This is a genomic window from Streptomyces sp. C1-1 (assembly GCF_050214755.1).
GTDB lineage: Bacteria > Actinomycetota > Actinomycetes > Streptomycetales > Streptomycetaceae > Streptomyces.
In genome coordinates, this window is the sequence record NZ_CP189826.1 from 984,571 (window position 1) to 1,003,789 (window position 19,219).

Annotated in this window: 21 protein-coding genes and 1 pseudogene; 11 read left to right on the forward strand and 11 right to left on the reverse strand. The window is 70.9% G+C overall.

Translation table 11 applies throughout. The features are described 5' to 3' along the window. Positions 1–64 precede the first annotated feature (64 nt). Genes ACQF4J_RS04415 through trxA form a run of 3 tightly spaced genes read left to right on the forward strand, consistent with a single transcriptional unit; the run spans position 65 to position 2,621 of the window. Entirely contained in the window at positions 65–517 is a 453-nt protein-coding gene (locus ACQF4J_RS04415; protein WP_427164616.1) for an OsmC family protein, read from the forward strand. Continuing rightward, entirely contained in the window at positions 514–2,208 is a 1,695-nt protein-coding gene (locus ACQF4J_RS04420) for an aminotransferase class V-fold PLP-dependent enzyme (RefSeq protein WP_427164618.1), read from the forward strand. The genes ACQF4J_RS04415 and ACQF4J_RS04420 overlap by 4 nt, the downstream gene beginning before the upstream one ends. Before the next feature lie 41 nt (positions 2,209–2,249). Next, positions 2,250–2,621: a thioredoxin gene (gene trxA / locus ACQF4J_RS04425; RefSeq protein WP_427164620.1), complete on the forward strand. Its 372-nt coding sequence runs from the start codon at positions 2,250–2,252 to the stop codon at positions 2,619–2,621. A gap of 47 nt (positions 2,622–2,668) precedes the next feature. Here trxA and ACQF4J_RS04430 read toward each other — a convergent pair whose 3' ends face one another. Further along, positions 2,669–3,256, reverse strand: a complete 588-nt coding sequence (locus tag ACQF4J_RS04430; RefSeq protein ID WP_427164621.1) for a rhodanese-like domain-containing protein — start codon at positions 3,254–3,256, stop codon at positions 2,669–2,671. Positions 3,257–3,338: 82 nt separating this feature from the next. Here ACQF4J_RS04430 and ACQF4J_RS04435 point away from each other — a divergent pair, with 82 nt between their 5' ends. Continuing rightward, on the forward strand, positions 3,339–3,626 hold the full coding sequence (locus tag ACQF4J_RS04435) for a metal-sensitive transcriptional regulator (RefSeq protein ID WP_427164623.1): 288 nt from the start codon (positions 3,339–3,341) through the stop codon (positions 3,624–3,626). An 18-nt stretch (positions 3,627–3,644) separates the two neighbouring features. On the opposite strand, the gene ACQF4J_RS04440 is transcribed toward ACQF4J_RS04435, so the two are convergent. From ACQF4J_RS04440 to ACQF4J_RS04450, 3 genes and pseudogenes are all read right to left on the reverse strand, one after another. Continuing rightward, positions 3,645–4,391 (reverse strand): sulfite exporter TauE/SafE family protein, encoded by a 747-nt coding sequence (locus ACQF4J_RS04440; RefSeq protein ID WP_427164625.1) that lies wholly within the window; start codon positions 4,389–4,391, stop codon positions 3,645–3,647. Next, positions 4,388–4,777: a rhodanese-like domain-containing protein gene (locus ACQF4J_RS04445; protein WP_427164626.1), complete on the reverse strand. Its 390-nt coding sequence runs from the start codon at positions 4,775–4,777 to the stop codon at positions 4,388–4,390. The genes ACQF4J_RS04440 and ACQF4J_RS04445 overlap by 4 nt, the downstream gene beginning before the upstream one ends. Before the next feature lie 70 nt (positions 4,778–4,847). Next, positions 4,848–4,991 (reverse strand): annotated as a pseudogene (locus ACQF4J_RS04450) (MBL fold metallo-hydrolase); the annotation flags it as partial. 264 nt (positions 4,992–5,255) lie between these two features. On the opposite strand from ACQF4J_RS04450, the gene ACQF4J_RS04455 reads away from it, so the two are divergent. Continuing rightward, positions 5,256–6,458: an IS110 family transposase gene (locus ACQF4J_RS04455; RefSeq protein WP_427164627.1), complete on the forward strand. Its 1,203-nt coding sequence runs from the start codon at positions 5,256–5,258 to the stop codon at positions 6,456–6,458. Here ACQF4J_RS04455 and ACQF4J_RS04460 read toward each other — a convergent pair. Continuing rightward, positions 6,428–7,705 (reverse strand): MBL fold metallo-hydrolase, encoded by a 1,278-nt coding sequence (locus ACQF4J_RS04460; RefSeq protein ID WP_427164629.1) that lies wholly within the window; start codon positions 7,703–7,705, stop codon positions 6,428–6,430. The two genes, ACQF4J_RS04455 and ACQF4J_RS04460, sit on opposite strands and share 31 nt — an antisense overlap. Positions 7,706–7,881: 176 nt before the next feature. Here ACQF4J_RS04460 and ACQF4J_RS04465 point away from each other — a divergent pair, with 176 nt between their 5' ends. Next, entirely contained in the window at positions 7,882–8,286 is a 405-nt protein-coding gene (locus ACQF4J_RS04465) for a DUF302 domain-containing protein (RefSeq protein WP_427164630.1), read from the forward strand. 683 nt (positions 8,287–8,969) lie between these two features. Here ACQF4J_RS04465 and ACQF4J_RS04470 read toward each other — a convergent pair. Continuing rightward, positions 8,970–9,263, reverse strand: coding sequence for a hypothetical protein (locus ACQF4J_RS04470; protein WP_427168713.1), 294 nt, complete (start codon positions 9,261–9,263; stop codon positions 8,970–8,972). A gap of 137 nt (positions 9,264–9,400) precedes the next feature. On the opposite strand from ACQF4J_RS04470, the gene ACQF4J_RS04475 reads away from it, so the two are divergent. Continuing rightward, a complete protein-coding gene (locus ACQF4J_RS04475; RefSeq protein WP_427164631.1) occupies positions 9,401–11,209 on the forward strand; it encodes a copper resistance CopC/CopD family protein in 1,809 nt (602 codons plus the stop codon). Positions 11,210–11,850: 641 nt separating this feature from the next. On the opposite strand, the gene ACQF4J_RS04480 is transcribed toward ACQF4J_RS04475, so the two are convergent. After that, positions 11,851–12,162, reverse strand: coding sequence for a formate/nitrite transporter family protein (locus ACQF4J_RS04480; protein ID WP_427164632.1), 312 nt, complete (start codon positions 12,160–12,162; stop codon positions 11,851–11,853). A gap of 170 nt (positions 12,163–12,332) precedes the next feature. Between ACQF4J_RS04480 and ACQF4J_RS04485 the strand changes: the two genes are divergently transcribed. After that, positions 12,333–12,854 carry a hypothetical protein gene (locus ACQF4J_RS04485; protein ID WP_427164633.1) on the forward strand — a complete coding sequence of 174 codons (522 nt, stop codon included), beginning with the start codon at positions 12,333–12,335 and terminating at the stop codon, positions 12,852–12,854. A 51-nt stretch (positions 12,855–12,905) separates the two neighbouring features. On the opposite strand, the gene ACQF4J_RS04490 is transcribed toward ACQF4J_RS04485, so the two are convergent. Then, positions 12,906–13,304 (reverse strand): hypothetical protein, encoded by a 399-nt coding sequence (locus ACQF4J_RS04490; protein WP_427164634.1) that lies wholly within the window; start codon positions 13,302–13,304, stop codon positions 12,906–12,908. Positions 13,305–13,401: 97 nt separating this feature from the next. Next, entirely contained in the window at positions 13,402–14,589 is a 1,188-nt protein-coding gene (locus ACQF4J_RS04495) for an FAD-dependent monooxygenase (RefSeq protein ID WP_427164635.1), read from the reverse strand. Between the two features lie 237 nt (positions 14,590–14,826). On the opposite strand from ACQF4J_RS04495, the gene ACQF4J_RS04500 reads away from it, so the two are divergent. Beyond that, the gene (locus tag ACQF4J_RS04500; protein WP_427164637.1) at positions 14,827–16,227 is read left to right on the forward strand and encodes an amino acid permease; all 1,401 of its coding nucleotides are present in this window, start codon (positions 14,827–14,829) and stop codon (positions 16,225–16,227) included. A gap of 16 nt (positions 16,228–16,243) precedes the next feature. Here ACQF4J_RS04500 and ACQF4J_RS04505 read toward each other — a convergent pair whose 3' ends face one another. Next, the gene (locus ACQF4J_RS04505; protein WP_427164638.1) at positions 16,244–16,447 is read right to left on the reverse strand and encodes a universal stress protein; all 204 of its coding nucleotides are present in this window, start codon (positions 16,445–16,447) and stop codon (positions 16,244–16,246) included. Continuing rightward, positions 16,405–16,686: a universal stress protein gene (locus ACQF4J_RS04510; protein ID WP_427164639.1), complete on the reverse strand. Its 282-nt coding sequence runs from the start codon at positions 16,684–16,686 to the stop codon at positions 16,405–16,407. The genes ACQF4J_RS04505 and ACQF4J_RS04510 overlap by 43 nt, the downstream gene beginning before the upstream one ends. A 259-nt stretch (positions 16,687–16,945) precedes the next feature. On the opposite strand from ACQF4J_RS04510, the gene ACQF4J_RS04515 reads away from it, so the two are divergent. Together ACQF4J_RS04515 and ACQF4J_RS04520 are read left to right on the forward strand one after the other, a co-directional pair. After that, positions 16,946–18,625, forward strand: a complete 1,680-nt coding sequence (locus ACQF4J_RS04515; RefSeq protein ID WP_427164641.1) for a chloride channel protein — start codon at positions 16,946–16,948, stop codon at positions 18,623–18,625. A gap of 102 nt (positions 18,626–18,727) precedes the next feature. Next, positions 18,728–18,973, forward strand: coding sequence for a hypothetical protein (locus ACQF4J_RS04520; RefSeq protein WP_427164642.1), 246 nt, complete (start codon positions 18,728–18,730; stop codon positions 18,971–18,973). Positions 18,974–19,219: the final 246 nt, after the last annotated feature.

The window sequence follows — 19,219 nt, forward strand, 5'->3', positions numbered from 1 at the left end:
CGCCGCATCCTCCGCGATCGAATGGAATCCGGCAGCAGTCGGCACCAGCGAGAAGGGCCCGGCCATGACCGGCAGCACGCAGCAGATCCTCAGCACGAATCGGCCACAGAACGCGGACGTGCACAGTTTCGAGGTTACCCACGTCGAGCGAGACGCCTACGCGGTGGACATCCGCGGCCATCGCCTCCAGGTCGACCAGCCCATCGAGGCCGGCGGTACGGACACCGCGCCCACCCCCACCGAGCTGTTCGCCGCCTCCCTGGCCACCTGTATCGCCTTCTACGCGGGCCGCTTCCTCCACCGGCACGGCCTCAGCCAGACAGGACTGCGGGTCCGTACGGAGTTCACCATGGCCACCGACCGCCCCGCCCGGGTCGCCTCCCTGCGCGTCGCGGTCATCCCACCGCCGGATCTCCCGGAGCAGCGCCGGGCGGCCCTGCTGGCCGTGGCTTCGCACTGCACGGTGCACAACACCCTCCACCAGCCACCCGAGATCGACATCGAGTTGGAGCCATGAGCACGTCCCTGGCGCCGGCCGCGGCGTCGCTCCTGGACCGCATCCGCCACGGGCTCATCGGGGACGACGAGGTGTTGGACGGCCCCTACGGCCCGAAGCGGATCGTCTACGCGGACTACACCGCCTCCGGCCGCTCGCTGGACTTCGTCGAGGACTTCGTCCGCGAACAGGTGCTGCCGCGCTACGGCAACACCCACACGGAGAGTTCCAGCACCGGTCTGCAGACCACCCGGCTGCGCGAGGACGCCCGCCGGATCATCCGCGACGCGGTCGGCGGCACCGAGGACGACCTGGTGATCTTCTGTGGCTCGGGTGCCACTGCCGCGGTCAACAAACTGGTCGGCATCCTGGCACTGCGCCGCCCGGACCGGCCGCCGCCGGCACAGCGGCCGGTGGTGTTCGTGGGCCCTTACGAACACCATTCCAACGAGTTGCCGTGGCGCGAGTCGGCCGCCGACGTCGTGGTGATCGACGAGGACGCGGACGGCCACATCGACCTCGCACAGCTTGAAGCGGGGCTGCGGCGCTACACCGGCCGCCCGTTGCTGATCGGCAGCTTCTCCGCCGCGTCGAACGTCACCGGCATCCTCACCGACACCGACCGCGTCGCCGCCCTGCTCCACGCGCACGGCGCCCTGTCCTTCTGGGACTACGCGGCCGCGGCACCGTACATCCCGATCCGGACGGCCGAGAGCACACCGGGGGCCGGGGACCACAAGGACGCGCTGTTCCTGTCCCCGCACAAGTTCGTCGGCGGCCCGCAGACCCCGGGCGCGCTCGTCGTGCGACGAGCGCTGGTGCGCAACCCGGTGCCCACCGCTCCCGGCGGCGGCACCGTCGCCTTCGTCGACCCCCACGGCCACCGCTACCTCGACGATCCGGTCGCGCGTGAAGAGGGCGGCACCCCGGCGATCGTCGAGTCCGTCCGGGCCGGTCTGGTCTTCGCCCTCAAGCAGGCGGTCGGCACCGACACCATCCAGGCCGCCGAGGAACGCCACTGGCGCCGCGCCCTCGCGGCCTGGGAGCGCAACCCCGGCATCGAGGTCCTCGGAAACCACCACGCCCGCCGGCTGTCCATCGTCTCCTTCCGCATCCGCCACGGCGAGCACGCCTATCTGCACCACCACTACGTCGCCGCCCTGCTCAACGACCTCTTCGGCATCCAGGCCCGCGGCGGCTGCTCCTGCGCGGGCCCCTACGGCCACCGCCTGCTGGCCATCGACGCGGCCACCTCGCACGCCCTGCTCGACGAGGTCGTGCACGGATGCGACGGCATCAAACCCGGCTGGACCCGCCTGAACTTCAACTACTTCATCAGCGACACGGTCCGCGACTACCTCGTCGACGCCGTCGACCTGATCGCCACGCACGGCCACCGGCTCCTGCCCGACTACCGCTTCGACCCGCACACCGGGCAGTGGCACCACCACCACGGCCCCACGCAGCCCCCGCTGCGGCTGACGGACGTGCGCTTCGGCGCCGACGGGCGGATCACCGCCCCGGCCGTCCGCCATCGCCGACTGGGCGAGGAGGCGCTGGCAGCCCAACTCGACGCCGCCCGTGCGGTGCTGGCCGCCCGTCCCGACCGGCTCGACGACGGCATCACCGGACTGCCGGCCGACTTCGAGCGCATGCGCTGGTTCCCGCTGCCGCCCGTCTGTCTGGAACAAACCCGGACCGGCACCGGTTGAACCAGATACCCCACCGGGTATATGAGAGGAGACCGGAAACCATGCCCACCATGGAACTGACCAAGGACAACTTCGAAGAGACCATCACCGGTTCGGAGATCGTGCTCATCGACTTCTGGGCCGCCTGGTGCGGACCGTGCCGCATGTTTGCCCCCGTCTACGAGAAGGCGGCCGCGCGCCACCCCGACATCGTCTTCGGCAAGGTCGACACCGAGGCACAGCCCGAACTCGCGGGCGCCTTCCAGATCTCCTCCATCCCCACTCTGATGGCCGTCCGCGACCGGACCGTGCTGTACGCCCAGCCCGGCGCCCTGCCGCCGCAGGCCCTGGAGGAACTCATCACCAAGATCCGTGCCGTGGACATGGAGGACGTACGCCGGAAGGCCGCCGCAGGCTCCAGCGGAGCCAACTGACACCGAGACACCCGTGGAGCGCCCACAGTTGCCGCGGCCCGCGGAGTTCAGCGGGTGCGAAGTGCGGCCAGCGCGTCGTCGAGGTCGGCCGCGCGGGGGCGGTTGTGCGGCAGCTTGCCGAGCACGGCCGCCATGCCGCAGGTGTTGGTGAGGGCGGAGAAGACCAGGCCGCCCGCGACACCGGCCGAGATCAGCAGGAGGGCCGGATGTACGAGCAGGCCGAGGACCAGGCCGAGGAGCACCAGGGCGCCGGCGGTGAACCGGACCTGGCGTTCCATGCTCCAGCCGGCCCGCGTGTCGCAGGCGGCGGGCTGGTGCAGGTCGTGGCCGTCGGCGGCCCAGGCGCCGGTGCCGCCCGCGAGGGTTGCCGTAGTGATGCCCTGTTCAGCAAGGAGCTTGCAGGCGTTCTCGGAGCGGGCTCCGGAAGCGCACACGACGAGGACGTCACCGTGCTCGGCGGCGTGCCGTATCTCCGGCAGGGCCCGCCGGATGTGGTCCAGGGGGATGTTCAGGGCGCCGGGCAGGTGGCCGGAGGCGTACTCGGCGGGCGTGCGCACGTCAATGACGGTGAGTTCGTGCAGCCGGGTGCGGGCCTGGTCGGTGCCGAGGGTGGCGGGGGTGGGGGAGCTGGTCATGGCAGATGTGATCCTTAATGGTCGACGCCGTCCCGAACCGGGACGTACAGTACCCCTAGGGGTATTTTTTCGAGGAGTGATCGTGGAACTGGAGCTTGAGGGTGCGGACCTGAAGGCCGTGCTGAACCGGCTGCGCCGGGCGCAGGGTCAGATCTCCGGTGTGATCCGGATGATCGAGGAGGGGCGCGACTGCGAGGACGTCGTCACTCAGCTCGCCGCCGCCTCCCGCGCACTGGACCGGGCCGGCTTCGCGATCATCGCAACGGGCCTGCAGCAGTGCGTGGCCGACATGGAGTCGGGCCGCAAGAACGGTGAGGACCCGGAGGCGATGCGCGCCCGGCTGGAGAAGTTGTTCCTGTCCCTGGCGTGATCATGCGCGGTGGCCGCTTCACACGACCGCGTCGATCAGCATGAACGCGGCCACGGCCAGCAGCACCAGGGCGAAGATACGCTGCAGCGTAGGCCCGGAGACCTTCGCGGCCAGCCGCTTGCCATCCCATGCGCCGAGGATGGCGGCCCCGACGAACGGCCCTACGACCGCCCAGTCCAACCCCTCGACCGTTCCGGCCCGGGTCGCCAGTGCGGCCAGGGAGTTGACGGTGATGACCAGCAGGCTGGTACCCACCGCGTTACGCATCCGCATGCCGAGCACGCTTACCAGCGCCGGTACGGCCAGGAAGCCGCCGCCGACACCGAGGACGCCGGTGACCGCGCCGAGCCCGGCCCCGGCGGCCGCGGCCCGTACCGGCCGCGGCGGCACGGTCCCCTCCGCAGCCGGCCCGGAGCGCAGCATGCGCAGCGCGGCCGCTCCCGCGACCAGGGCGAAGGCCGCCGTCAGTACGGCCGCCGGGATACTGGCGGACAGCGCCCCGCCCAGCATCGCCGGGCCGATCCCGGCCGCCGCGAACAGCAATCCCGTACGCCAGCGCACGTTCCCGTCCCGGGCGTGCGCGACCAGCGCGGTGACCGAGGTGAGCGTCACGATGACCAGACTCGCGGTCGTCGCCCCGACCGGACTGAAGCCGAGCAGGTAGATGAGTGCGGGGACGGCCAGGACGCTCCCACCGCCCCCGAGCGCGCCGAGCGCCAGACCGATGACCGCGCCGGCGGCCAGGGCGAGTAGGAGGGCACTCACGCTATCGTGCCGTTCCCACCGCGCGCGTCCACCACCGGCAGACCCGCTCCGGTCCAGTCGTGCATGCCGCCGATCACGTCCACAGCCTGCGCGCCACGGGCGACGAGCAGCTCGGCGGCCTGCCGGGAGCGGTTGCCGGAACGGCAGATCACGATCAGGGGCCGCGCCTGCGCTTCCGAGGGCAGTCCCGCGCCGGCGGCCAACGCCGACAGGGACAGGTGCACGGCGCGCGGCGCGTGACCGGCCTGCCACTCGTACGGCTCGCGCACGTCCAGCAGCACGGCGTCACCTGCGCTGTCGGCGATGTCGCCGTGGCCGGTGCGCGCGGCTGCCTCCTGCACGGTCACGCGGCCGGGGCCCCTTTGGCCTCGTCGGAAAATGCTCATCTCGACTTCTCGCTCCTGTTTCCCGTGTCGGTACGGAAGATCGGCGGGGTCTGTGCGGCGCCTCGCGCCGTCAGGGGTTGCGGACGGTGAGCCCGGCCTTCTCGGCCGCGTCGAAGGAGTCGTCCACGGCGACGACGTCACGGCCGGCGGCGTCCAGCAGGGAGGCGGCGATGGCGGCGCGCATGCCGCCCGCGCAGTGCACCCACACCTCCCCCCGTTATGTTTTCCGCGGTCCTGCAAGAGGACCGCTGGCCTCCGGGCCCGGCATGACTGTTCCCCCCTGTCGAACGGATGACCTGGGGGGTGGTGTCACCGGGCCTGGGAGGCGCCGTTGGAGACGCTGATGAGAGGTCCGACTACCGCCTGGCCTGGCGCAATGCCTGGCCGCTTGCGGGCGGCAGGTCTGCATAACGTGGATGCGCGCATACGACGCCAACGCCCTGGCCAGCACCGCATGAGCCCCGTTCGGGAGGATGGGTTGGACGACATCGACGACGTGGGCGTCTTCCTCGGCCTGGACGTCGGCAAGAGCGCCCATCACGGGCACGGGCTGACCCCGGCCGGGAAGAAGGTCTTCGACAAGCAGCTGCCCAACAGCGAGCCGAAGCTGCGGGCCGTCTTCGACAAGCTGGCCGCGAAGTTCGGCACCGTACTGGTGATCGTGGACCAGCCCGCCTCGATCGGAGCCCTGCCTCTGACCGTCGCCCGGGACGCCGGCTGCAAGGTCGCCTACCTGCCCGGCCTGTCCATGCGGCGGATCGCCGATCTCTACCCGGGCGAGGCAAAGACCGACGCGAAGGACGCCGCAGTGATCGCGGACGCCGCACGGACCATGCCGCACACTCTGCGCTCGTTGGAACTGACCGACGAGATCACCGCCGAGCTGACCGTGCTGGTCGGCTTCGACCAGGACCTCGCGGCCGAGGCGACCCGCACCTCGAACCGGATACGCGGCCTGCTCACCCAGTTCCACCCCAGCCTTGAGCGCGTCCTGGGCCCGCGCCTGGACCACCCCGCCGTGACCTGGCTGCTGGAACGCTACGGATCCCCAGCCGCCCTGCGGAAAGCCGGACGCCGCAAGCTGGTTGAGGTGATCCGGCCCAAGGCCCCGCGCATGGCCCAGCGGCTGATCGACGAGGTGTTCGATGCGCTCGACGAGCAGACCGTCGTGGTCCCGGGCACCGGCACCCTCGACCTCGTGATCCCCTCCCTCGCCCGCTCGCTCGCGGCCGTCCACGAACAGCGACGAGCCCTGGAAACGCAGATCGGACAACTGCTGGAGGCTCACCCTCTTTCCGCGGTCCTGACCTCGATTCCGGGGGTCGCGGTCAGGACCGCCGCCACCTTGCTGGTCACCGTCGGCGACGGCACCAGCTTCCCCACCGCCGCCCACCTGGCCTCCTACGCCGGCCTCGCCCCGACGACCAAGTCGTCGGGGACCTCGATCCACGGCGAACACGCTCCACGAGGCGGCAACCGGCAGCTGAAACGCGCGATGTTCCTGTCGGCATTCGCCGCGCTGCACGATCCCGCCTCCCGCACCTACTACGACCGATGCCGGGCCCGCGGGAAGACCCACACCCAGGCACTTCTCCGCCTGGCCCGACAGCGGATCAACGTGCTATTCGCGATGCTCCGCGACGGCACCTTCTACGAACCCAGAACCCCACGCCTCACTTGACGAAAGACATAGAGGCACCCCCCCCCGGGGACCTCGCCGAGGCGGCGGTGCAGGGTGTGGATCGGTATGTGGACCGAACCCTCGATGTACCCGCCCACCCGCTCCGAGCCGCGCCGGACGTCGAGGACTACGACACCCTCAGCCGGGTACCGGCCCGCGAGGTCGGCGAAGGTCGCCCGAGGGAAAGTGACCGGCTTGTCGCCGTCACGTACCCAGTCGGCGGGCTCGCCGGTGGCCGCGGCGGCCGGCCGGTCAATGCCCACCCGGACCAACTCACGCTGGGCGGCAGCCAATTGCGCGGGCGACTCGGCGAGCAGCGTGACCGGTTTACCCCACGGAATCAGCCAGGCCAGATAGGTGGCGAGCTGTCCCTCCGCCTCGAAGTTCAACGAGCCCGCGACATGCCCTTCAGCGAAGGCGACCCGGTTGCGCAGGTCGACCACCCACTCCCCCGCGGCCAGCCGGGCGGCGATCTCCTCGGCGTGCGCGACGGCGGGCGGCGTCAGATCGACCGGCGCGGGTCCGGCGGCATTGGCCGGGCCCATGTGCGTGTAGTACGCGGGGATGTCGTCCAGACCGGCCAGCAGGTCGGCGACGAAGTCGTCCACGTCCCGGGTGAGGGCCTCGTTGGACGCCTTCTCCTTGCCGATGGTCGTGTCACTGCCCTCCGCCTGGGACGACGAACAGAAGCTGCCGAACCCGTGCGTGGGCAGTACTGCAGTCTCCTCGGGCAGCTCGGCGGCCAGCCGGTGCGCCGAGGCGTGCTGCGCTCGGGCGAGGCCCTCGGTCAGCCGCGGCTCGACCAGATCCGGGCGGCCGACGGTGCCGATCAGCAGGGACCCGCCGGTGAACACCGCGACCGCCGTGCCGTTCTCCTCCAGCACATAGGAAGTGTGGTGCGGGGTGTGCCCGGGCGTCGCCAGCGCCCGTAGGGTCAGGCCGGCGGCGGTGTCGATCTCCGTCCGGTCGCCGTCGTGGACAGGTACGCGCTCGAAGGAGACGCGAGCCGCTGCGGGGACCAGGTAGGCGGCGCCGGTGAGCCGGGCGAGCTCCAGGCCCCCGGTGACGTAGTCGTTGTGCACGTGCGTCTCGACGACGTGCGAGATCCGCACCCCGCGCCGAGCGGCAGCCGCGATCACCTGGTCGACGTCGCGTGGCGGGTCGACCGCCACCGCGCTCACCTCACCACCCGCGAGATAGCTCCGGTTGCCGAGACCCGACACCTCGATCGTGTCGACGAAGAACACGAGGTACTCCCTTCCAGTGCAGAATTACCCCGGGGGGTATGCTTGCGAAGGTAACACAAGTACCCCCCGGGGTATTTCAAAGGACAGGGAAAGCCCAGGAAACGCCTCGCGAGTACCTCGCACACGGCCCGGCACCCGTCCCGCCCAGCCCAAGCCGACAAGAAGGCCCCACACCCATGCGCTACGACCGCACCGTCCACCTGGATGCCGACTTCGCCACCGCCGTCGCCCGCATCCGCGACGCCCTCGCGGCACAGGGATTCGGCATCCTGACCGAGATCGACGTCACCGCCACCCTCAAGGCGAAGCTCGACCACGACATGGAGGACTACGTCATCCTCGGCGCCTGCAACCCGCCCCTCGCCCAGCGCGCCTTGGAGACCGACCGCACCATAGGCCTGCTGCTGCCCTGCAACGTCGTCGTCCGCCGCGACGGCGACCACACCGCCGTACAGGCCCTCGACCCGAACACCATGGTCGCGCTCACCGAACTGGACGCCCTGCGCCCGGTCGCCGAGGAGGCCACCCGCCGCCTCGACGCCGCCCTCACCTCACTCACCACGCCCGGCACGAGCATCTGAATCCACCGGCTCGGCACACCACGCACCGGACGGCCCCGCAGGACCGCGCCGCTGCCGATTCCACGGAGCCTCCCGCCCCAGCGCCGCCTAGGACAGCAAGCACAGCGGCCAGGCGCAGTGCGACGCTGCCCGATCAACGTCGACAGCGCGGCAGCGACGACGCGCACGGCTCCACCACTCGCCGGTCGGGCACCCTCGGGTCGCCGTCGGCCCTCCGCGCGCTTCGGAAACCGCATCCGTGCGCAGCGCGGCCGGTGCCTCAGTGCCGTCGGCGCAGCAAGCGGAGGATCTTCGGCACGGCTCCGCCAAGGATGGGGAGACGCAAGAGGCAGCACGACGTCGGACCACGGGGCGCGGATGGGCTTGTATGTGGCGCTCCCGTCCCGGATCTCGATGTAGCCGAGGAGTTTGGCCTCGGCTCCTCCTCCGCAGCCTCCGCCCTCACCGGTCTTGGTGGCGCCCCCTTAGCGTCCGGCTCCGCCGCCGAAGCCGAAGCCGAAGCCGACCTTGGTACCGGGATGACGGTGGCGCCGTCGGCGGTGACGGGTTCGCCTGCCCGGCGGTCGCCGAGGCCCAGCCGCCGAGTTTGTCGGCCAGGCGTTCCGGGAGGGTGACGGAGGCGTGGGCCGCCGACAGATCCGTGTCCGGAAGGCCCGTGGGCGCGGTCTCCTGCTCGGGATTGGTCATGGGGTACCTCCCGAGCGGGGGCGCTCGGCGGTGCCGAGGATGTGCGTGGCCGCTGGCGACGGGAGGCGAGTCTGCGGGAAGGCGAACTTTTCCAGCGAGGTGATGGTGAATCCTGCACCGGTCAGCGCGGTTTGGGTGTCGCGTCCGGTGCGGCAGCCGCCTGCCAGCCGGGGCCAGACGGTGGCGTCCAGGACGCGTTGTACGCGGCGCATGGCGGGTGAGTCGGCGCGTACGTGCTCGAAGAAGCGGAGCTGCCCGCCGGGCCGCAGGAACCTCTCCGTCGGTGACACGGTGTGGGTCAACCTCGACCACGGCCTGCACGGCATCGGCACCGGCTCCTGCGGTCCGGGCGTGCTGCCGCAGTACCAGCCGACTTCGTCCGCTGCGACCAAATCCGTGACCTAGGAACCGGCCCCGGAGACATGACGTGGTGCGACGACAGGTGGACGACGGAAGGCGCACGATCGGCTCGCTTCTGGTGGTGGTCGCCGTCCTTGCCTGTGCCCTTCTCCAGAGTGCTGTTCCAGCGTCCGCGCACGCGGTGCTGACAGGCAGCGACCCTCGTGAGAACAGCGTGCTGAAGGCCGCTCCGAGGCAGATCACCGTGACCTTCGACGAGTCGGTCGCGCTCGTCGAGGATTCCTTGCGTGTGCTCGATCCCGAAAACCGACCGGTGACGGACGGCGATCCCAAGCATGCGAACGGTCGGGGCAACACGGACAGCGTGCGGCTGGGGAGCGGACTGTCGCAGGGCACGTACACCGTGTCCTGGCGGGTGGTGTCGGCGGACAGCCACGCCGTTTCCGGCGCCTTCACCTTCTCCATCGGCAAGCCGACAGCGACCCGGGCCACCGCCGCTCCCCCGCCCGCCGTGAATCCCACCGTCGGCGCGTTGTACGGGGTCGGCCGCTACGTCGCCTATGCCGGGCTGGCGCTACTGATCGGCCTCGCCGTGTTCGTCCTGGCCTGTTGGCGCTCCGCGACTGCCGCACGCCTGGTGCGTCGGCCGTTCCTGGTCGGTTGGTGGGCGCTGTTCGTGTCAACCCTCGCGCTGATGCTGTTGCGCGGACCCTACGACAGCGGTGACGGCCTGAGCGGCGTGCTCGACCCGGGTGCGCTGCGGCAGACGGCCGACAGCCGTCCCGGACTCGCGCTACTGGCCCGGTTGATGCTGCTTGTGGTGGTGGCCCTCGCGGTGCGGAACCGGCGGGCGGAGCAGATGCCCGGCCGCAGCGCCCTCGCCGGTGCCGGCGTGCTCGTCCTCGGTCTGGCCACCACCTGGGCGGCGGCCGAGCACGCGTCCGTCGGCATCCAGGTGCCCGTGGCCGTGGCCTCCTCCATGCTGCATCTGCTGGCCATGGCAGTATGGCTTGGGGGGCTGGCCGCATTACTGCTCGCGCTTTACCGGGCACCGGACGAGGATCCCCTCCCACCCAATGCCGTCGTCCGCTTCTCCCGCATCGCACTGACCTCGGTGGCCGTGCTGGCTGTCACAGGTGTCTACCAGTCCTGGCGCGGGCTGGGCTCCTGGGACGCGTTCTCCACGACCTACGGCAGGATCCTGGTCTTCAAGGTCTGGGGCGTGCTGGTAATGCTGCTGGCGGCCTCGTACTCCCGGCGATGGACCGCCCGCCTGTTGCACGCTCCGCAGGAGCAGCGGGTGTTGGTGGCCGTGGGGCACGGCGAGGGCCCTCCCACTCCTCCCGGGAACGAGGACAGCACGGACGAATCCGTCGGGCCGGAGGCGCACGGGCGCGGACTGCGCCGGTCCGTGCTGGCCGAGGTCGCGGTCGGCGTGCTGGTCCTCGTCCTGACGACGGTGCTGACCGGCACCGAGACCGGCCGGGCCTCGGAGACCGCGTCGGTCAGCTCAGTGGCCGGGCAGCCCGAGGTGTCCCTGACCCTGATCCCGTACAACACCGGCAAGAACACCCTCTCCGGGCGCGGCAAGGTGCAGGTCACTCTGGAGCCGGGCCGAGTGGGCCGGAACGTCGTGGAGGCGATCGTCTACGGCGCCGACGACAGCCCTGTCGGCATCCCCGAACTCCGCCTGACCTTCACCCTCGCCGAGCAGCGGGTCGGACCGCTGGATGCCAATCTCGTCGACGAACGCGGATACTGGGGCAGCGACACCCTCGACCTCCCTATCGCCGGGACCTGGACGATGAAAGCCACCGTCCGCGTCTCCGACATCGATCAGGTCACCGTGTCCAAGACCGTGAAGGTCGGGCGATGACCTACCGCCACCGACGCACGCAGCGCGGCCCGACGCCGGGGCGCGAACGCGGACGCCCGGCCATCCGTGCCCAACGAAAGCCCGAAACGGGCCCAGCACAAGCGGATTGGCCTCTGGGAGTCGTCGAATACCTCCGAGGCAACCGCTACGTCGGACCGATCCCGGGGCGGCTTCCCTACGCCGTCGGCCGAGGTCGCGTCGGCGCCCTGATCGTCGGCGGAGGCGCCATCGCCGTACGCGTTCGACACGGAGCCCGGCGGACAGGGAGGGGGGAGTCGGCGCCTGGTGAAGCAGGAACGGGGTACGCCGGCGGCTGGCCCGCCCGGCGAGGCTTGAGCAGGGCTCACGGCTGCTGACATGCCACGACAGGCTGTCCCGGCTCTGCCTGTAGCGCGGGCCAGGACATCCCGGTCATGACCCGACCGCACACGGCTACCTGATCTGGCGCGGCGGGAGCGACGGCCGGGTGCGAAACCCTGCGGCTGGGAGCGGCGCGGGCGTGGGTCCCGCACAGCGTCAGCCCCACGAAGGTGATGCCGCCGACCAGATTTCCGAGCATGGCGGGGATCTCGTTCCACATTGGGTAGTCCCCGACGTGAGGTGTCCGCCGAGCATCAGGCCGGACGGGGACAGGAACATGTTCACGACGGAGTGCTCGAAGCCCTGTAGAAGAAGACCAGGATGGGCATCCGCATGGCGATCACCTGGCCGGACACGGACATCGACATCATCGCGGCGACGACGCCGGTGGAGACCATCCCGTTGCACAGCACACCGCGGAGGAACAGCGTCAGCATGCCGGCCGCGCCGTGTGCGGCGTAGCCGAGCGGGCGGTTCTCGCCGATGTGGTCGATCTTCTGCCCGATCTCGTTCGGGTCCATGGTGAAGGGGGGGAAGATCACCGCCGTGATCACCACGACGGTGAGGGCGCCGGCGAAGTTGCCGACGAACACCGAGCGCCATCGACTTCCGCGTCGACATCGCCCGCCACCCCGATCCTGAGGGGGGCCGTGTCGTCGTCACCTTCGACGGCAAGGTTCCTCGACTACAGGTGGTGCCCCGGTGCCGCCCTCGTGGAGGGGGTGGCGCTCCGCCCGAAAACCGACCTTGGCATACTGCAAAGATGGCAGGCACAGCCCCGCGCACCCGCACACCCCTGGCAGCATCCCTGTCCGTGGCACTCGCCGTCCTGACCGCCGGCTGCTCGGACCATTCCTCCACCCAGGGCACCGCCCCCGCTCCCGCGTCCACCGGCTCGGCCGTCCCGGGCCGTATCCATGTGGACGTCGCCGACGTCGACATGACGATCACGGGTGCCGTGGCGCACCTCGACCGTTCGGGCAATGGCTCGCTCAGCATGAGCGTGCGCAACGACGACGGCGTTCCCGAGCACCTCGGCATGGTCGCGACCCCGGACGGTGGGCGGGGCGAACTGGTCGGGGGAAAGTCGGCCGAGGGCAACGGCTCGCTGTCCACCGCCGGCATCCTGCTCCTGAACGGCACCACCGTGACCTTCGGCGGCGGCGGACCGCGCGTGCTGCTGCACCACGTGCACGGCACCACCGCACAGCACACACTGCCCTTGGCCCTGCAGTTCGGTGTGGCCGGTCTGGTCCGGTTCCAGGCACGCGTCACATCACCCTGAGCGCCCTGCCTGCGACCCGCGCGCACGCATGCGGGCCGACACCCCTCCGCATCAGGCCGTGATCCCGGTGAAAGCCGCCTCCAGCGCCTCGGCCCGGTCGGCGTAGCCCGTGATGCGCGTGATCAACCCGCCGGTGACATCGAAGACGTGATACACGACGTTCTCCGGGTCGGCCGGAGGCACGGCCCCGTGGATGCGCAGGCCGAGGACGACGGCCGCCGGGTAGATGAAGGTCTCCTCGACGTCGGCCGTCAGGCCGAGGGCACCCAGGCGGGCACAGCGGCTGAGGACGTGGGAGCGGGTATGGCAGCCGGTGCCGTCTTCGTCGCGCGGGTTCCAGCGCACGTTCGGGTGCAGGACATCACCGAGCGACCTGCAGTCGGCGGCGTCCAGGGCTTTGCGCAGCCGAGCGGCGACGGAGCCGGGGCCGGACCGGGAACTGGGTGACATCTGGACCTCTCAGGTGCGCGGGGGCGGTCGGTGCCGAACCGTTCCCACCCGCCGGGGCATCGCTAGGCACGGCGCCATGCACCCTGCCTATGATCAACTATGCGGGCACTGCGGCGAGTTGCCGCAGCGACGGCCGTCGCTTCCCCGTCAGCGCGGTGCCGGCCAAGAGCCGGGCACCCGGCAGGCCGGCGAAGCGCAGGGCGGCACGGCGGATGTTCAGCTGTCGCTCCGACTCGGGGACGAACCAGCGGGCCGTTCTGCGGGCGGCGCGCTGTCTGTCCCTGACGACCGGCCGCCACAGGCGCTCGTAGCCGTGCAGTGCGTCCTCGACGCGGCGGGCAGAGGCGAGTTGGTCGGCCAGGACGTAGGCGCCGGCGATCGCCAGGGAGGCCCCCTGTCCGGCGAGCAGGGACACGGCCTGACAGGCGTCACCGACCAGGACGACCCGCCCGCGGCTCCAGGCCGGCAGATCGGTCTGGGCGACCTGGTCGTAGTAGACCCGCGCGGACGGCGGACAGCCGGCCAGTGCGCGCGGCACCAGCCAGCCGAGGGAGCCGTATCCGCGATACAGCGCGGCCCGCGCGTCGTCCGGGCGGCGGGGATCGGCGCTGCGGTGGACGGCGAAGGCGGCGACCTTGCCGTTCCGCAGGGCGTACAGGCCCATCTGCCGGTCGACGCTGTCGGAGAGACAGAACCGGCCGCCGAGTTCCGCGTGCACCTGGGGGTCGTCGAAGGTGAACGCGGCGGTGTGGTAGCCGAGGTAGCGCACGTACCGCTGCTCCTCGCCGAAAACCATGGCCCGCACGGTGGAGTGGAGACCGTCGGCTCCGACGAGGAGGTCGGCGTCGAGGGTACTGCCGTCGGTGAGGGTGAGGCGGATGCCGTAGGTGCTCGGGTCGATGCGTGCCGGGCCGACGCCGAACCGCAGGCCGACGGCGAAGGACAGCCGTTCGCGCAGGGCGAGTTCGAGGTCGGGCCGCATGATGCTCAGCAGGCGGCCGTCGAGGGAGCGGGCGAGGCGGTCGTAGCCCAGCCGGGCACGGCACTGCCCCGAGTCGTCGACGAAGGCGGCCTCGGAGACCGGGTAGCTGAGTTCCTCCAGCCAGGGCAGCATGCCCATGGCCTCGGCCGCGTCGTACCCCGGGCCGAAGAAGTCGATCATGTATCCCTCGGTGCGGGGGCACGGAGCCTTCTCCAGGACCACGACCTCCCAGCCGAGCGCGTTGTGCAGACGGCCTGCCAGCGCCAGTCCGGCGATACCCGCTCCGCAGATCACTGCTCTCATCGGTGTGCTTCGCCTCTTCCGCTCCGGGCGTTCCTCCCCTCCCCACACTTTTGCACTATGCAAAGCTTGGGCGCAAGAAGGCTCTGCTCGCCCCGCCAGTCGGCCAGGAATCTTGATGCACTCCTAACGCCTCGCTGATGGCCCTTTGACGTAGCGTTGACATCGGTGTGCCGGGAAGACGGGTCGGCGAAGTGGCTTGGTGAAGCGTCCGTTAAGGACATCGAGGAAGGTCTTCGCGTGATCCCGTCGAAGTCGGCTGCCGCCGTCGCGTCCGCCCCGTCCATCGGAGTGCGCGGCCGCGGTCCGCGCCGTTCCGTTCTCTTCTTCGCGTTCGCCTTCGCGGTGATCGCCGACCCGGTCTCCTCCGTCGCGTACGCGATCGAGGCCGCGTTGCGCGCCCTGCACGGTGACCTGGCGCTGCTGCTGCCGACGATGAGCCTGGTGATCGGGCTCGTGGTGGTCGTGACCGCGAACTACTGGCAGCTGGTGCGGCGCTTCCCGAAGGGCGGCGGCGCGGCGGCAGCGGCCGGCCGGGCCTTCGGCGCCCGCTGGACGTTCCTGCCCATCGGCGCCCTGGTGGTCGACTTCGTCCTGACCATCGGCATCTCCATCGCCGCGGCGGCCAGCGCGGTCATCGCTCTGTTCCCCGGCCTGGCCGCGTGGCGCATCCCGCTGGCGCTGGTGCTGCTGGTCGTGGTGGCCGGGCTGACCTGGTTCGGGCACGGCGGACGGTTGCTGTTCGCCGTGATGACCGTCGCGTTCGTCGTGATCTCCGTGGCCGTACTGATCCTGGGCTTCACCTCTCCGCACGCCACCGGCCACGCAGCCACGTCCACCGCCCCGGGCCACTCCGCCGTACTGGCCGTGGTGCTCGCCTTCCCGGTCGCGATGGCGCTGGCCACCGGCATCGAGGCGCCCTCCACGGCGATCGCCCAGCTCGGCCAGCTCGACGACACCTACCGCCGTCGCTTCGGCCGCGGCACCCTCGCGCTCCTTCTCGTCATCGTCGGCGGCCTCACCCTGGCTCTCACCGCGCTGGCCGTGCAGCTGCACATCGGCATCCCCGGCGCCGACTCCACCCAGATCGCCGACATCGCGCACGCCGCCGCCGGACCCGGCTGGCTCTACGGCGCCTTCCAGCTGACCAGCTCACTGCTGCTGCTCGCCGCCGCCAGCTCCTCCTTCCAGGCCGGACCCGGACTGCTCAAGGCCCTGTCCGGCACGGCCGAGCGGCCCGGCGTGCTGCCGCCGGTGCTCGGCCGGACCAACCACCACCACACCCCGTACTGGTCGGTCGTGGTCTACCTGGCGGCCTCCGCGCTCATCATCGTCGCGGCGGCGGGCCAGGAGCAGGAGCTCGTGCTCTTCTACGCCGTCGCGGTCTTCGTCAGCTTCCTCGTCGGGCTGCTCGCCATGGCCCGCTTCGCCCGCCGGGAACGCAAGACGGCCCTGGCCTGGGTCAACGCACTGGCGGCCGCAGCCGTCGCCTTCACCCTGGCGGTGAACCTGCTGCGCGGCTGGCCGATGCTGTCCCTGGCCGCGACCCTGCTGATCGCGGCGGGCCTGTACGTCCGCTGGACGCGGGCCGGACGCCCCAGCGGCATCGAGGACGTCGAGGCCCGCGCCGAAGCGGACTGACACCACAGCAGGCGAGTCAGGTCCTCACGGGCCGGTCCGTGCCGGCACGGACGACGAGGACCGGGCAGGTGGCGTGGTGCACGCAGTGGTGGCTGACCGAACCGAGCAGCATCCCGGTGAAGGCACCGTGCCCGTGACTGCCGACCACCAGCAGCTCGGCCCCCTTCGCGGCCTCGGTCAGCACCGCCGCCGGGTGACCCTCGACGACCTGAGGGTCCATTGCTCCGCCAGCGTCTCCTCGACCGTGCGCCGCAGGCTCTCGCGGGCCTGCTTCTCGAAGTCGGCGTCCGAGTAGTCCACCGGCATGCCGTACGTAGCCGGCAGCCGCCATGCCTGGATGGGGCGTAGTTCTGCGCCGGTCAGATCGGCCTGGCGGGCGGCCCAGCGCAGCGCCGCCCGGCTCGCCTCGGACCCGTCGACGCCCACCACGATCAGTGGTGGGGAAATCCGGCTGCTCACTGTTCACCTCCGTGGCTCCTACGCCTACCGACCTTCGCGCGGGCGCGCTTCGGATCAACGAGGCCCACCGGCCCTCATGGGTGGACAAGGTCCCGTGACGCACACCCTTGACTCGTTTTGCATAATGCAAAGATAGGGAAGGGGAGCGATGAGCGCCATACCGGCAGCGAAGGACGGGAAGCACGTGCCCAGCGCAACAACAAGTGGAATCACAGCCGCACCCAGGCTCACGGACCTACGTACCGCCCCGTGGGGCCTGATGGCACTGGCGGTCGTGGTCGGCGGCGGGGCCGGTGCGGGTTCGATCGTCTTCCGCTGGTGCATCAAGACGTTCACCCGCCTGTTCTCCGGCCACGCCGACTACGCCGCCTCCCCCGGCGCGAGCAACCCGCACGTGCCGTGGCTCGGCCCGTACTTCGTGCTCCTCGCCCCGGTGGTCGGCGGCCTGCTGTACGGGCCTCTGGTGAACCGGTTCGCCAAGGAGGCCCGCGGACACGGGGTGCCCGAAGTGATGCTGGCCGTCGCCCAACGCGGCGGCCGGATCAGCCCCAAGGTCGCCGTGGTCAAGACGCTCGCCTCCGCCCTGTGCATCGGCTCGGGCGGCTCGGTGGGCCGCGAGGGCCCGATCGTGCAGATCGGCTCGGCGCTCGGCTCCACGCTGGGCCGGGTGACGAAGGTGACCGAGGGCCGGATGAAGCTGCTCGTCGCGTGCGGCGCGGCAGGCGGCATCGCGGCCACCTTCAACGCGCCGCTCGCCGGCGTGTTCTTCGCCATGGAACTCATCCTGGGCACCTTCAGCGCGGAAGCCTTCGGCGCGACCGTGCTGGCCAGCGTCACCGCGAGCGTCATCGGACGCGCCGCCTTCGGCAACACCCCCTTCCTGAGCCTCCCCGACTTCCACGTCGACCACCTCGCCCAGTACGGCCTGTTCGCCGCGCTCGGCATCGGCGCCGCGGTGGTGGGGGTGGGCTTCTCCCGGTTCCTGTACCTGATCGAGGACGCCTGCGACTGGCTGTGGCGCGGCCCGGAATGGCTGCGCCCGGCGGTCGGCGGGCTGGTACTCGGCGCGCTCCTGCTGGCGCTGCCGGAGATGTACGGCGTGGGATACCCGGTGCTGCAGAAGGCGACCGAGGGCGGCTACGCGGTCGGCTTCCTGCTCCTGCTGCTGGCGGGCAAGATGCTGGCGACGAGCCTGACCATCGGCATCGGCGGCTCGGGCGGGGTGTTCGCGCCCAGCCTGTTCATCGGGGCGATGCTGGGCTCGGCGTACGGCGTCGGCGTCCACCACCTGATGCCCGGTTCCGCCGGCGCGGTGGGCGCGTACGCGCTGGTCGGCATGGGCGCGGTGTTCGCCGGCGCGGCACGGGCGCCGATCACCGCCGTGGTCATCCTTTTCGAGCTCACCGGCGAGTACTCGATCATCCTGCCGCTGATGCTGGCCATCGTGCTGGCCACCGCCACCAGCCGCCTGCTCTCGCACGACACCATCTACACCCTCAAGCTGCGCCGCCGCGGCATCGACCTCGAAGGTGCCGCCCCCGGAGCCCGGATCGGCACCCAGCACGTCGACGCCGTCATGGAATCGCTGCCCTCCCCCCTGGCCACCTCCACAACCTTGGCGGACGCAGCCGACCTGCTGAGCCTGTCGGGCCACGGCGCCCTTCCGGTGGTCGACGACACCGGGAACTACGTCGGTGTCGTCACCGCACAGGCGGTGGCCGAGGCACTCGCGGAACAGCCGGAGGACGCACCGACGCGGATCGGACAGCTCGCCGAAAGTCCGACGCCCATCCTGGCCGACCAGCCGCTCGCCCAGGCCCTGCACGCCCTGCTGTCGGCCGCGGGAACCGGCGTCCCGGTCCTCGAATCGGAGCACGGCAAGCCGGTCGGCTGGCTCAGTCACCAGAGCGCCTTGCGCGCGGTGCACACGGCCGCCTGAGGCCATTGCGCCCAGCCGACCCGGACCCGAAATTCTGTTTTTGCACTGTGCAAAAATGGGTACGAGGGTCTAGGTCCTCGTATCTCTCCAGGGAGGTGGACCATGCACACGGAGCACGTCCAACGCTCCTACTCGTTCGCGTGCCTGGACTGTGGGCACGGGTGGGAGGCGACGTACGACGTCGACGTAACCGTGGATGAGCACGCCAGGATCAGCGCCGTCTACCACCTCGACGACAAACGCGTACCGTCGCCACTGCGGTCCCCCCACTGCCCCGCCTGCGAGAGCCGCAAGATACGCATCATGCGACCGGGGCGCGTCGCGACGGCCCACCTGCACGAGAGGTGACGCCAACGGAAACGCACCACTGGCGTCCGGCCTGACTGCGCGAACATCTGCGGCGCCAGTGGGACACACGCTCGTTGCACCCGATTACAGCCCGGTACCAGGATTAGACCACCCCGTGGCTCTACGTCCGTCACGGCCGGCTCACCTCTCGTCCGGCAATCGGCCTCGTACGGGGTTTGACGCAGTTCCCCTTGGCCGTCGGCCTCTTCGCGGCCCGGCCGGTCATCGGCCGACTGGTCCGCGCCG